The following is a 12,731-nucleotide window of genomic DNA, read 5'->3' as shown; positions in this document are numbered from 1 at the left end:
TTTAGATTTCTTGTTTCATACTATATTTTTTATAGCGTTCACCGTTCTCAAAATAGCCGTAATAAAACGTATATCTTCCTTTTTCATCCAGATAGACAGCTTCCCACAGCACTTGATCATGCTCCATGCCAAGACGGAGATTGACCCATTTTTTCGGGTTCAAATTCCTGTCGACAAAGGCCTTCATCTGATTCTTGGTCAGTCCGTCGCTTTGTTTAACAAGCTTTGTTTTATTCTTTGGACCAACGAGAACATAGACTTTTCCGTTCTTTGCGGATGTCCCTTGTACGGTCTCATACGCCTGGTTTCCGTGATAATATTCCACACTGTCGATGCGGGACAATCCATACTGGTCCTTGGCGATTTCCTCCGCTTTGCTTTGGCCAGCTTCCTGGCCCGACAGGATTTGCCGATACATTGAGATTCCCTGCCAAAGAATGACACCTGCACAGGCAATCCCCAAAATAACCCACCATTTTTTCATTTTCGGCCGCCTCTATGTCTTATAGATGGTAAATATCATTGTATTTTCGTCGTGGTCATCAAGTGCCAGGCCAAACATCACATCTTTTGTTTTCAGCGTTTTGTTCAGCTCAGTCACAACTTTATACAAGTCCGGCGATTTTTTTACTTTTACCGTGGAAAGAACTTCAATCTTGCTTTCCAAAGTACTACCTCCTTACAGCTGCCATAATTACAGGCGAAAACGGGACTCACCAGGAAATCGGTGCTGTGCTGCCGTTCCCGCTTTATTCGTCTCGTTTCCTACTATATCAAACTTCAGCCCATTTTGGGACAGGCTTCTGCTATCATTTTTCATGATTCGTTCAGCCAGCCTTCAAGATCGATCAAAAGATCGTGCATCAATCCTTTTTGCACTGGAACTGGAGGGAGAGACGTAATAAATGACTTGCCGTAGCGCGTTTCTGTGATCCTCCTGTCAAAAACAAACACGACACCGGTATCCCGCTGTGTACGGACAAGCCGGCCAAATCCTTGTTTAAAGCGGATGATCGCCTGAGGAAGAGAAAGCTCCATAAAGGCATTGCCGCCCTCGCTTTTCAGTTTCTCCGCTCTCGCCGCGGTTACCGGATTATCCGGTGGAGTAAAAGGAAGCCGAATGATTACGAGGCAGGAAAGATCATCTCCCGGGATATCGATCCCCTCCCAAAAACTGCTCGTGCCGAAAAGGATGGACTGTTCGAACTTCTTAAAGTTCTTTGTAAGGCGTGCACGGCTGCCGCTGTCAATTCCCTGTCCGAACAGAACAAAGTCATCTTGCGCGATGATTCCTTTAAAGACGTTGTACGTTTCCCGGAGCATATCGTTGGACGTAAACAAAACGAGCATCCGTCCTTTTGTTACTTTTGCGATATTGTGAAGCTGGCGGGCGATCACAGCGACGAATGTCTCCTGATCCACTTCATTGATCAGAGGGACATCTGTCGGCACCATAAATTTCACCTGCTGGTCATAAGAAAAAGGAGAAGGAAGATTCGCAGTCATCGGCCCGAAATCATCAAGTCCGAGTCTTGACGTCATATAATGAAACGAATTCCTAACAGACAAAGTAGCTGAAGTCATGATGACACTATTTTTCTTGGCGAAGAATTCATCGGCCAGCAGCTCACTGATCACAATGGGTTTGCTGTATAGATAGACCGCGTTCTTTGCGCCCTTCGCTTCGACCTCAAACCAGAAAACCTCGTTATCATTGACTTCTTTTAGCAGATGGCGAAGCTTTTCTTTCTCTTCCTCAAGCTGGTTTCTCAATCCGTCGAAATCAGCCAGCAGACCTTTTTGCGCAAAGTTCAGATGTTCTTCCTTTTCATCTGCAAGCTTGTTCACTTTTTTTAGCGATTTCCCAAGATCACCCAACCCGAAGAGCACACGCTCGACCATCTCAAGGATCGCCTGCCACATTGCGCTCTTTGTGTCCCGTCCGCCGTAACGGTAGCTCACACGGCCAAAGTCATTCATGCTGCTCTTCTTGGCTTCCAGCACGTAAGCCCGTATGGAGCGGAACAACTCGTCTATCTCCATCTTTGCTTCAGGCAGCTCCTTCGCGATCTGTTCCAGCACGGGCTCAAGCCCCGGCAGTTCAACAGTCTCTATCAGCTGATAAAGCTTTTTCACCAGTCCGCTGTCATCGTCGTGTCCAATACGTTCAAGCAGTCTCGTAAATACGAAGTAATCGGTCTGAATGCCGAAATGGTCGCTGACCACTTCTTCTACATGATGAGCCTCATCAATGATGACTTCTTTGTAGGAGGGCAAGAGCTGCGCATCGGATTTAACATCGCTGAAGAGCAGTGCATGATTGGTGATCACAAGATCGGATGCCAGTGCGGCTCTTCTTTTTCTATGATAGAAACACCTGGAGTACCAGGGACAGCGGTGGTTCAGGCACGAGGCAGAATCGCTTTTCACCTGATGCCAAAAAAGTTTGCCTCCTGATGCGAGGTTCAGTTCTTCAACATCTCCTTGATCTGTCTCCGTCAGCCAAACGAGCAATTGTGCTTTCGTAAGGTTTGTATCATAATTATCTTCTGAATGATCATCCAGCGACTGTTCAAACTTTCGTAAACAAAGATAATTGTTGCGCCCTTTTAGGACCGTAGCATGGAATGGAAAAGGCAGGATATTTTTCAAAATGGGAATGTCCCGTTCCAACAGCTGCTGCTGAAGCTGGATCGTATGTGTGCTCACTACGATCGGCCGGTCTTCCCGTTTTCCATAAAGGATTGAAGGGATCAGATAGCCCATTGACTTTCCTACTCCTGTTCCAGCCTCGATCATCGCATGCTGATGATCCTCCATCGCATCGTACACCATTTCCATCATCTTCTGCTGGCTCTCACGTACTTCATAATGTTCCATTTCCTGTGACAGATCTTCCAATAGTGCAGACGGATCCATCTTGATCTGCAGCGCATTCTCCTCTTTCTCGATTGGAGAAAAAGACTTCAATACTAGCTGCCTGAAATAGTCCATTCCATGATCATCTTCTATTTTGGAAGATTTCAGGATGATCAGATCCCCTACGATCTCCTCCAGGCTGCTCTGCATCTTTTTAAGAAACGGATCCATCCGCTGCAGTGTGAGCAGAGGAAGCCTGGACAGTCTATGCAGCAGTTCGATCAGCAGGTAAGCCGTCACTTCAGCATCACTGTCCGCTTGATGGGGATTCTCATGAACAATGCCAAGATAATCTGCCAGCTGGCCGAGCTGATATCCATCAGCCTGCAGGAGCAGAATCCGGGAAAGTTCAACCGTATCCAGAAGGGGGCCGGTAAATCGCTGATATCCGCTGTTTTCAAACTCTTCCTGCAGAAAGTTCAGATCAAATAGGACGTTATGGGCAACAAAGTAGGACCCTTCAAGCATCTGCAGAATAACGGGAGCCACCTCTTCAAACAGTGGAGCATCCGCGACCATTTCATCGTTGATGCCGGTCAGCTGTTCAATAAACGGCGGAATGGGTATCTCCGGGTTAACAAAGGAAGAAAACCTGTCAACAATTATGTTATTTTCAACAACAACGGCACCGATCTGAATGACACGGTCTCCGCGGGCAGGAGCGTTTCCTGTAGTTTCTACATCTATGACAACATAACGGTTGTTCATCCTTTTCACCTCGGGTCAAGCGGCTCGGTATTCAATAAATGAATCCAAGTCCTTTATGTAAATAGAAAAACCCCTTTAGCAAGGGGTTAAAGAATCGTTGAAGCCGGTTCATAACCTAGTATTTCAGTAATTGAGTTATTTTCATCCATGATCGCCACTCTCGGATGGTGGAACGGAACTTCCTCTTCTGCCATCATGGCGTAGGAGATCACGATGATAACGTCTCCTTCCTGAACGAGCCGGGCAGCAGCACCGTTCAGGCACATCACACCTGTGCCGCGGGGCCCCGGGATGATATACGTCTCAAATCTGGCTCCGTTGTTGTTGTTGACGATCTGCACCTTTTCGTTGGGCACCATGTCAACCGCATCCAGGATATCCTCATCTATTGTTATGCTTCCCACGTAATTTAAGTTAGATTCTGTTACGCGGGCGCGGTGTATTTTGCCTTTCATCATTGTTCTGAACATATGAATCACCTATGGTTCCTTCCATCAGGAATTATGGTTAGATTATCAATCAGTCTCGCATTCTTAAACTGAACGGCGAGCGCGATGATCTTTTTCTGGTCTGCTGCTGAAGCTTCTTCAAGTTCCGGATAGGACAATATCTCAAAATAGTCCACTTTCCCGCTTGTATGCTCCTCTAAATACTCTATCATTTTTTCTTTGATGTGTATAACATTTTTCCCTTCCAAGAGACGAGCTGCTGCCTCCTGGAGCGACCGGTATAAGACAGGCGCCTCCTGCCTCTCCTGAGGTGAAAGATAAACATTCCTTGAACTTTTTGCGAGCCCGTCTTCTTCTCGGACGGTAGGACAAGGGACGAGTTCGACCGGAAAGTTCAAGTCTGAGATCAACCCTTCCACGACCGCCACTTGCTGTGCATCTTTCATCCCGAAATAAACCCTGTCAGGTGAGATGATATGAAACAGCTTGGTCAAAACGGTGGCCACGCCGTCAAAATGGCCTTCCCTCGTTCTTCCGCAAAGAGCATCCACCCTCTTGTTTACCCTCATGGTGACTGAAGGCTCGGAAGGATACATATCCTGTACCTCCGGATAAAACAAAGCGTCCACACCATAGTTCAGGGCCACCCGTTCGTCTCGTTCAAAATCCCTCGGATAACGGTCAAAATCTTCGTTTGGGCCAAACTGGAGCGGATTGACAAAAATACTCAGTACGGTAAGAGCATTCTCTTTTCCCGCGCGTTCCAAAAGTGAGGCGTGCCCCTCGTGTAGATAGCCCATCGTCGGTACGCAGCCAATGGTCCTACCCCCGGTCTTCGCTTCAGCACTGAACGCCCTCATCTCGCTGATACTTGTGATGATTTTCACTTTATTTCCCTCCGTACAGCGCTTCTGCTTCTTCCGGCTTCATCGTAAATGAATGCTCTTCAGCAGGAAACGTTCCTTCTTTTACTTCAGCAATAAAGTCTGCAATCCCCTTTTGCATAGCCTCCGCCGAATGGGCGAACATCTTCACAAATTTCGGAACATGATGAAAACCGTAACCGACCAGGTCATGATACACGAGCACCTGGCCGTCGGCAGAATTCCCTGCACCAATGCCGATAACAGGAATTTTCACAGACTCCGCAACGAGCTGTGTCAGCTGTTTCGGTACACATTCAAGCACAAGAGCGAAAGCTCCCGCCTCTTCGATCGCAAGGGCATCCTGGAGCAGCTGTTTTGCCTTTATCGATTCTCTTCCCTGTACTTTATAGCCGCCAAGCACGCCAGCTGTCTGAGGTGTAAGCCCGAGGTGGCCGATGATTGGAACGCCCGCATCCACTAAATATCCGATCGTTTCGATCACATTCTTTCCACCCTCAAGCTTAAGAGCATGGGAACCTGTTTCCTGCATGATCCTCATTGCGTTCTTCACCGTCTCCGCTCTGCCGGCATGGTAGCTCATAAAGGGCATATCAGTCACGATAAACGTGTTCGGTGCCCCTCGTTTTACAGCGCGGGCATGATGGATCATATCCTCTACGGTTACCGGTACTGTCGAATCGTACCCAAGTACCACCATTCCGAGCGAATCGCCGACGAGAATCATATCCACTGCCGCTCGTTCGGCGAGCTGGGCTGATGGAAAGTCGTATGCAGTAATCATCGTGATCTTTTCTTTCTGCTGCTTCATAGCCGAAAAACTTTGCGTGGTCTTCATCCTTTTTCCTCCTTTTTTGGGAGGAACAGAGGAAAAACCCCTCAAATAAGCAGAGGGGTCCATTGCATCTTTAACATTTCCAATCCCTCTGTCCCGGTCCTTGATGGATCTAGGCAGATGTAAAGCTATCTGTCACACGTTCAAAGAAAGTGCAGTTCCCGCACTGCGGGATACCACCTTTTCTACACTTTATAATGTACCATATTATTTATGTTCCGGGTATCTCAATATCCGCTGAATAGATCGAATGCACCTTTCCGTTATCATCTTCAAGGAGCAGGATGCCTTCATCAGTAATTCCTTTGGCCACGCCCTCAAGCTGCTGGCTCGCTGTCCTCACTTTGATCCGCCTTCCGATGCTGTGGGCATATCCTTCCCACAACAGTTTGATCAGCCCAAAGCCATTGTTTAAATATTCACGATAAAGAACTTCCATCTCTTCAAGAATGGCTGCGATCAGATCGGCTCTTTTCGTCTCATTTCCTGATTCGATCTTTAGCGATGTTGCGATCTTCCTGACATCTTCATTAAAATCCTCGCCTGTTACATTCACGTTCAGGCCAATCCCGATGATCACAGCGTGCACGCGATCAGATTCCGCCTGAAGCTCCGTCAGAATGCCGACTGTTTTTTTGCCGTTGATCAAAATATCGTTCGGCCATTTGATCTCTGCATGCAGCCCTGTCACTTTGTAGATTGCTTTCGTGACACTGACAGCAGCGAGAAGAGTGAGCTGCGGCGTTTTTTGAAGGGGGATTTCCGGCCGCAGGATGAGGCTCATCCAGATTCCGGTGCCCTTTGGAGACTGCCATGGCCTTCCTAGTCTGCCCCTGCCGCCTGTCTGTTCGTCAGCAACTACAAGCGTACCCTCCGGCTTTTGTTCATAAGAAAGCTTTTGTGCGATTTCCTGTGTGCTTTTCACCGATTCTTCATACACGATGTTCTTGCCTAATACATCTGATTTCAGACGGGCGCTGATCTCATGCTCAGTCACACGGTCGGGAGAAGACACGATACGATAGCCTTTCCGCTGTACGGCTTCAATCACGTATCCTTCTTTCCTCAGCTCTGTGATATGCTTCCAGATCGCCGTACGGGAGCAATTCAGCTCATCACTGATCTGCTGTCCGGAAACAAACGTATTTCCATTCTCAATAAGCATCTGAAGCAAATGCTGTCTCATTTTCCCTTCCAACTCCTCACCCACTCCAAGATGGCCCTTTTTTCATTTAGAACTTTTCCTTCAACTACCCCGTGTTCGATCCTCTGCAGCATCTCCTGTATCCAGGGGCCTTTCTCTGATTCATCAAGACTTACGATGTCCTTCCCGTTTACAGCAAGCTCTTTCCGCTGATGAATCGGCAGTTTTTGAAAGCGCTGCTGAACAGAAACAAGATCCTCATCCACAATCCGGCCCTTCAGTGCATTTCTCACCCTCTGACAGGACACTGCCTGCAATTCTCCCAATTCATAAAGATCGTGCGGCCGCAGTTCCTCCTTGTCCAGATAACGGATGAGCTGCAGTACCGAACGGATCAAAGAATTGGACTGCTTCCAAGCTTTCAGGAAGACGGCTGGATCTTCCTCCCCAAGGAGAAACAGCAGCGCGGCCCACCTTTCTTCATCACTCTCCAAGCAGGCCCACTCCAAAGCATGCAATCGTTCTGAAGAGCTCCTGAAACGGTTGAGCTCAGGAAGGGAGGAAACCACCCCTGTTTCAAACATAAACCTGAGGCATGAAGATGCTTCTATACCTCTTAAAAGTTTTATAAACTCAGCAGCGAGGCGTTCCACTGCAATCTCTTTTAATTCATCAGCCAGTCTTTTAACCGCTTTTTCTGTTTTCTCTTCAAGTGTAAAACCCAAGACAGCCCAAAAACGGAGAGCTCTCATTATACGGAGCGGGTCTTCCATAAACCGCTTTTCAGCGTCTCCGACCGTTTTGATTTTCTTTTCCTTTAAATGCTGCCGTCCGCCGAACGGATCGTGCAAATTTCCGGCCGTATCCATCGCCATGGCATTGATCGTAAAATCTCTTCTTGAAAGATCTTCGAACAATGAATCAATATACTCCACAGAAGAAGGATGACGGCGGTCAACATAAGTGCCTTCTTTTCTGAAAGTAGTCACCTCATATGAATTATGCTGTTCACGCACGATAACGGTCCCGTGCTCCATGCCGACAGGGATCGTTTTTGCAAAAAGCGAACACACCTCTTCTGGAAGCGCAGAGGTGGCGATATCAATATCTCCGATGTCCCGGTTCAAAAGGTAGTCCCTCACACATCCGCCAACCATATACGCCTGGTAGCCGGCTTGCATCAGCCGGTCCATGATAATATGTGCTCCGGCAAAAAGATCGCTCATGATTATCCTATCCTTTTAGCACACTGTAATATAAATCCTCATAATCTCCCACAATCTTAGAAGAATGGAAATGATCCCTGACGTGCTGCATCGCTTGATAGGCGAACGTCTGCTGTTTGTTCTCATCCGTCAGAATAGAAAGGGAGGCCGCTGCGATGCCGTCTATGTCTCCCAGCTCGCAGATATAGCCGGTCTCTCCGTCCAGAATCACTTCTGGAATGCCGCCAATATTCGTACCAACAACGGGCACCCCGCACGCCATAGCTTCAAGAAGAACAAGGCCGAAGCTTTCTTTCTCAGAAAGGAGGAGCTTTAAATCACTGATCGAAAATAGTTCTGCCACATTTTCCTGCTTGCCGAGAAAAAGTACATGATCCTCGATATCCAGTTCCTGCACCATTTTGCAGGCTACCGTAAATTCCGGCCCGTTTCCGATCAAGAGAAGTTTGGCAGGAATCGTGCTCACAATCTTATGGAAAGCCATGATGACATCCGGCACCCGTTTAACTGAACGGAAATTGGAGATATGGATGATCACCTTTTCTTCCGGTTTAATGCCGTATCCCTTTTTAAGATGTGTAGCTTCCTGCTTAAAGTATTCCCGTTCATCGACAAAATTGTAGATCGGCTGAATCTCGTTCTTTACGCCGAGCAGCTTATAAGTATCATCCTTCAGACTGTTAGAAACAGCGGTCACCGCATCTGAATTCTCGATGCCGAATTTGATCATCTCTTTCAGTGAAGGATCGTATCCAAGCACCGTGATGTCGGTTCCATGCAGTGTCGTCACAATCTTTAGTTGTTCGCCGGCCATCTGCTTGGCAAGAAAAGCGCAGATCGCATGAGGAATGGCATAATGCGCGTGGATGATATCAAGTTTCTCGCGTTTGGCGACCTCCGCCATCTTGCTAGCCAATGCGAGATCATATGGCGGGTATTTAAAAACAGAATAGTTGTTCACCTCAACCTCATGATAAAAGATGTTGGCGTATACTTTCCCGAGCCGAAACGGCAGGCTCGAAGTGATAAAATGGATCTCATGCCCCTTTTCTGCCAGCAGTTTTCCGAGCTCAGTTGCTACAACACCCGATCCACCTACAGTAGGATAACAAGTGATTCCTATTTTAAGCTTCATAGCTGTTCTCCTTATAATTTCTTTAATAACAGGGGTTTCTTCATCATAAAGCCTTCCGCATAGTCTACGCCCGCTTCCTGCCCGAACATCTTCTCCCTCGCGCTCACCGACTCGATATAGCCGTTGACCAGCGGTGTATCAAAGCTGTCATCCTGCTTTATAAACTGGCTCTTATAGCATTGAAGCGCAGCTTTCTTCTTCTCATAGACGCTTGAAACATCGACCAAGATCTGAGGCTTATGAAAACCATTGATAAAATAATAATAGATTTTCTTTACCCTGTGTGGCGGCAGGTTGTCAGGATCAATAATATTCCTCACCCCGGCTGAAAAAGCGGCTTCCTCTGCGAGCCTTGAGCAGTTGCCATGATCGGGATGGCGGTCCTCCCAATACGGGATAAAGAGACAATCAGGCTTCTTGCGCCTGATCAATGAAACGATCGCCAGTATGTATTCTTCTTTCATTAATAGACCTCTGTCCGGCAGCTCAAGATTCAAACGCTCGGAAACACCTATAACTTCTGCCGCATGGCCTGCTTCTTCCTTGCGCAGCTCCACTGTTCCATTGGAAGACAGTTCGGCTCTTGTCAGGTCACAGATTGAAACCTTGCCGCCATTGGCCGTATGGATCGCTATCGTACCTGACATTCCGATCTCAACGTCGTCAGAATGGGCGCCGACAGCCAGCCAGCTTTCTTTGTTCATGATTGATTTCCTTCTCTTTCTTTAATAATATTTCTCCAGTTGAAATCGCCTCGCTCCATCGCCCGGATAAAAAGTTCTCCACTCGCCACGTTCGTCGCGACAGGAATCTGATATACATCACAGAGACGGATGAGTGCAGAGATGTCCGGTTCATGCGCCTGCGAAGTTAATGGGTCCCTAAAAAAGAGCACCAGATCCATTTTATTCTGAGCGATCAGTGCACCGATCTGCTGATCCCCGCCAAGCGGGCCTGATTGGAACCGATGGATGTCCAGTCCGGTTGCGTCCATTATCTTTTGCCCGGTCGTTCCAGTGGCAAACAGCTCGTGTTTTCTTAAAATCGGTTCATAAGCCATGGAAAAGTTAATCATTTCCTGTTTTTTATTATCATGCGCAACCAAAGCAATTCTCATCGTTCCCCCACCTTTTACTCTATAATATTTTCCAAGCCATACACGAGATGATCCACATTTACAACCGCTTCTACCGCCATCTTAACACCAGGCATAAACGAAGCACGGTTCATCGAATCATGTTTGATCGTTAAGGTTTGTCCCTCTCCGCCTAAAATAACTTCCTGGTGGGCAACAAGCCCCGGCAGCCTGACACTGTGAATCCGTATTCCATCAAGTTCAGCACCCCTTGCTCCAGGAAGATCTTCTCTCTCATCAGGATGCCCTTGGGATTTTGGCTCTCTGACCTCTCTGATCAGCTGTGCTGTCTTCAAAGCCGTTCCGGATGGGGCATCGAGTTTTTGGTCGTGGTGCTTCTCGATAATCTCAACATTAGGCAAATACTTGGAAGCCATCTGAGCAAACTTCATCATTAAGATGGCACCAACCGCAAAGTTGGGGGCGATGATCGCCCCCAGTTCGTTTTCTTGAGCGAGGTTTTTCAGGCGCTCTAAATCCTCATCCGAGAAGCCTGTCGTTCCGATGACAGGCCTGACATTATGCTCGAGCGCCTGTTCAAGATGGACTTTCCCGATCTCAGGCTTCGTAAGATCGATCAAAACATCCGGCCTGATTTCTGAAAAGCAAAGTGTTGCGTCATCGTATACCGGAATATCGAGGGATGGCATTCCCTCCAGATCTTTCAGTTTCATTCCTGCATGTCTGGAATCAATCACTGCTAAAAGTGTAAAATGTGGAGTTTCGTTGACCAAGTTCACGGCTTCACGCCCCATTTTTCCTCTTGGCCCGGCAATGACAATGGTTATTTGTTTGCTCATGCTACTTTTCCTCTCCTTCTTTGATGCGCGTCCATCGGTCTTTATCTCTCGTATTAAACTTATTCATGACCATATCAAAGGCTTTTTCCATACTAATATCGAGTGAATTGGCAAAACATAGTAAGACAAATAAAATATCACCCAATTCTTCTTCAATGGTCTGCTCTTTTTCAGTGGATTTTTTCGGTTTTTCACCGTAATAGTGGTTAACTTCACGAGCAAGCTCGCCAAGCTCTTCTGTCATCCTGGCCATCATCGCAAGGGGGCTGAAATACCCTTCTTTAAACTGGCCGATATATGTATCAACTTCTTGCTGCATTTCCTGCATGGTTTTTTTCAACGATATCACCTCTTCGACAATCCTACGTTTATGTTAGCGAAGAATAAGACATTTGACAAATTTCACGAGCGATTGAACCCCCCATCTTTTTCCTTTATAATGAAAACGCAAACAGGGTATCGCATTAGTCTCAGGAGGCACATAAATGACATTTCCAATTCGCAGCAAAAACGTATTTTTTATTTTATTTGGTTCCGCCATCTTTTCATTTGGCATCGTTCACTTCAATATGGCAAACAATCTGGCAGAGGGCGGATTTACAGGAATCACCCTTATTCTTTACTTTTTGTTCCATATTGACCCTTCCTATTCCAACCTCGCCCTCAACATCCCTCTTTTCTTTGTAGGATGGAAGCTGCTTGGAAAAAACGCATTCATTTATACAATGATCGGCACGCTGGGTGTTTCACTGTTCTTGTTCCTCTTCCAGCGTTATTCAACTCTTACTATTAATTTAAAACAGGACATGCCTCTCGCCGCTCTTTTTGCCGGGGTTTTCATCGGTATCGGCCTAGGAATCATCTTCCGTTTCGGGGGAACGACAGGCGGTGTCGATATTATTGCGAGGCTCGGCCATAAATTCTTCGGCTGGAGCATGGGAAAGACCATGTTTATGTTTGACGCGGTGGTCATCACGATGTCGCTAGTTTACCTCAACTACAAAGAAGCGATGTACACACTTGTCGCCGTTTTTGTCGGCGCCCGCGTCATCGATTTTATGCAGGAAGGCGCCTATGCCGGCAAAGCCGCAATGATCATCTCCGAAAAAAATACCGAGATCGCTGCACTGATCATGAAAGAACTCGACCGCGGCGCTACCTTGCTCAGCGCTAAAGGAAGCTTTACTGGCAGCCAGAAAGAAGTTCTTTATTGCGTGTTCGCGCGTAACGAAATCGTCCGGCTTAAGCAAGTAATTGAACGGGTCGATCCCCATGCCTTCGTAACCGTTAACGACGTACACGAAGTCCTCGGAGAAGGCTTCACACTCGATAGTGATAAGAATCCGATAGGGATATGAGAAAAGCTGTAGCGCCTGACCAAAGACGATAAGGACCGGAACTCTAGAACTTCAACAAGGTTTTTGTGTTGGGGTGAGAGAGTGAAGTCGTTGAGTCTTTAGGCGCTGAAGCTGGATCCCAACTGAAGGAAGGCGTGT

15 protein-coding genes are annotated in these 12,731 nt (G+C 47.2%); 1 reads left to right on the top strand and 14 read right to left on the bottom strand.

The genetic code is table 11. The features are described 5' to 3' along the window. Position 1: 1 nt before the first annotated feature. The 14 genes from P4361_RS11170 to P4361_RS11105 form a co-directional block, all read right to left on the bottom strand. Entirely contained in the window at positions 2 to 484 is a 483-nt protein-coding gene (locus P4361_RS11170) for a DUF5590 domain-containing protein (RefSeq protein WP_053358084.1), read from the bottom strand. 12 nt (positions 485 to 496) lie between these two features. Further along, complete coding sequence (locus tag P4361_RS11165; protein WP_082683449.1) at positions 497 to 667, bottom strand: YpmA family protein; 171 nt, start codon at positions 665 to 667, stop codon at positions 497 to 499. A gap of 27 nt (positions 668 to 694) precedes the next feature. Next, complete coding sequence (locus tag P4361_RS11160; RefSeq protein ID WP_255357568.1) at positions 695 to 820, bottom strand: hypothetical protein; 126 nt, start codon at positions 818 to 820, stop codon at positions 695 to 697. After that, positions 817 to 3,627 carry an ATP-dependent DNA helicase DinG gene (dinG, locus tag P4361_RS11155; RefSeq protein WP_328089416.1) on the bottom strand — a complete coding sequence of 937 codons (2,811 nt, stop codon included), beginning with the start codon at positions 3,625 to 3,627 and terminating at the stop codon, positions 817 to 819. Before dinG ends, P4361_RS11160 begins: the two co-directional genes overlap by 4 nt. A gap of 86 nt (positions 3,628 to 3,713) precedes the next feature. After that, positions 3,714 to 4,097 carry an aspartate 1-decarboxylase gene (panD, locus tag P4361_RS11150; protein WP_328089414.1) on the bottom strand — a complete coding sequence of 128 codons (384 nt, stop codon included), beginning with the start codon at positions 4,095 to 4,097 and terminating at the stop codon, positions 3,714 to 3,716. Between the two features lie 5 nt (positions 4,098 to 4,102). Next, positions 4,103 to 4,963, bottom strand: a complete 861-nt coding sequence (gene panC, locus P4361_RS11145) for a pantoate--beta-alanine ligase (protein WP_328089413.1) — start codon at positions 4,961 to 4,963, stop codon at positions 4,103 to 4,105. Between the two features lies 1 nt (position 4,964). Beyond that, positions 4,965 to 5,798, bottom strand: a complete 834-nt coding sequence (gene panB, locus P4361_RS11140) for a 3-methyl-2-oxobutanoate hydroxymethyltransferase (RefSeq protein WP_328089412.1) — start codon at positions 5,796 to 5,798, stop codon at positions 4,965 to 4,967. A gap of 208 nt (positions 5,799 to 6,006) precedes the next feature. Beyond that, a complete protein-coding gene (locus P4361_RS11135) occupies positions 6,007 to 6,993 on the bottom strand; it encodes a biotin--[acetyl-CoA-carboxylase] ligase (protein WP_062235421.1) in 987 nt (328 codons plus the stop codon). Next, entirely contained in the window at positions 6,978 to 8,165 is a 1,188-nt protein-coding gene (locus P4361_RS11130) for a CCA tRNA nucleotidyltransferase (protein WP_256225937.1), read from the bottom strand. Before P4361_RS11130 ends, P4361_RS11135 begins: the two co-directional genes overlap by 16 nt. 7 nt (positions 8,166 to 8,172) lie before the next feature. Continuing rightward, on the bottom strand, positions 8,173 to 9,300 hold the full coding sequence (gene bshA / locus P4361_RS11125; protein ID WP_256225938.1) for an N-acetyl-alpha-D-glucosaminyl L-malate synthase BshA: 1,128 nt from the start codon (positions 9,298 to 9,300) through the stop codon (positions 8,173 to 8,175). Between the two features lie 11 nt (positions 9,301 to 9,311). Next, positions 9,312 to 10,004, bottom strand: a complete 693-nt coding sequence (bshB1, locus tag P4361_RS11120) for a bacillithiol biosynthesis deacetylase BshB1 (protein WP_062235412.1) — start codon at positions 10,002 to 10,004, stop codon at positions 9,312 to 9,314. Further along, positions 10,001 to 10,417 carry a methylglyoxal synthase gene (mgsA, locus tag P4361_RS11115; RefSeq protein ID WP_053358075.1) on the bottom strand — a complete coding sequence of 139 codons (417 nt, stop codon included), beginning with the start codon at positions 10,415 to 10,417 and terminating at the stop codon, positions 10,001 to 10,003. The genes bshB1 and mgsA overlap by 4 nt, the downstream gene beginning before the upstream one ends. Before the next feature lie 14 nt (positions 10,418 to 10,431). Continuing rightward, positions 10,432 to 11,235 carry a 4-hydroxy-tetrahydrodipicolinate reductase gene (gene dapB / locus P4361_RS11110; RefSeq protein ID WP_062235409.1) on the bottom strand — a complete coding sequence of 268 codons (804 nt, stop codon included), beginning with the start codon at positions 11,233 to 11,235 and terminating at the stop codon, positions 10,432 to 10,434. A gap of 1 nt (position 11,236) precedes the next feature. Beyond that, on the bottom strand, positions 11,237 to 11,563 hold the full coding sequence (locus P4361_RS11105) for a nucleotide pyrophosphohydrolase (protein WP_328089463.1): 327 nt from the start codon (positions 11,561 to 11,563) through the stop codon (positions 11,237 to 11,239). A 157-nt stretch (positions 11,564 to 11,720) separates the two neighbouring features. On the opposite strand from P4361_RS11105, the gene P4361_RS11100 reads away from it, so the two are divergent. After that, positions 11,721 to 12,593 carry a YitT family protein gene (locus P4361_RS11100; protein WP_053358073.1) on the top strand — a complete coding sequence of 291 codons (873 nt, stop codon included), beginning with the start codon at positions 11,721 to 11,723 and terminating at the stop codon, positions 12,591 to 12,593. The last annotated feature ends 138 nt before the right edge of the window (positions 12,594 to 12,731 follow it).

It is taken from the genome of Fictibacillus sp. B-59209 (assembly GCF_036216745.1).
Lineage (GTDB): Bacteria > Bacillota > Bacilli > Bacillales > Fictibacillaceae > Fictibacillus_C > Fictibacillus_C marinisediminis.
Note: the sequence above shows the minus strand (reverse complement) of the source record. Positions and strands in the feature narration are given on the sequence as shown.

Coding starts and splice junctions, on each gene's coding strand:
- P4361_RS11170 (WP_053358084.1), bottom strand. CDS start 484: ATGAAAAAATGGTGGGTTATTTTGGGGATTGCCTGTGCAGGTGTCATT.
- P4361_RS11160 (WP_255357568.1), bottom strand. CDS start 820: ATGAAAAATGATAGCAGAAGCCTGTCCCAAAATGGGCTGAAGTTTGAT.
- dinG (WP_328089416.1), bottom strand. CDS start 3,627: ATGAACAACCGTTATGTTGTCATAGATGTAGAAACTACAGGAAACGCT.
- panD (WP_328089414.1), bottom strand. CDS start 4,097: ATGTTCAGAACAATGATGAAAGGCAAAATACACCGCGCCCGCGTAACA.
- panB (WP_328089412.1), bottom strand. CDS start 5,798: ATGAAGACCACGCAAAGTTTTTCGGCTATGAAGCAGCAGAAAGAAAAG.
- P4361_RS11130 (WP_256225937.1), bottom strand. CDS start 8,165: ATGAGCGATCTTTTTGCCGGAGCACATATTATCATGGACCGGCTGATG.
- bshA (WP_256225938.1), bottom strand. CDS start 9,300: ATGAAGCTTAAAATAGGAATCACTTGTTATCCTACTGTAGGTGGATCG.
- bshB1 (WP_062235412.1), bottom strand. CDS start 10,004: ATGAACAAAGAAAGCTGGCTGGCTGTCGGCGCCCATTCTGACGACGTT.
- mgsA (WP_053358075.1), bottom strand. CDS start 10,417: ATGAGAATTGCTTTGGTTGCGCATGATAATAAAAAACAGGAAATGATT.
- dapB (WP_062235409.1), bottom strand. CDS start 11,235: ATGAGCAAACAAATAACCATTGTCATTGCCGGGCCAAGAGGAAAAATG.
- P4361_RS11105 (WP_328089463.1), bottom strand. CDS start 11,563: ATGCAGGAAATGCAGCAAGAAGTTGATACATATATCGGCCAGTTTAAA.
- P4361_RS11100 (WP_053358073.1), top strand. CDS start 11,721: ATGACATTTCCAATTCGCAGCAAAAACGTATTTTTTATTTTATTTGGT.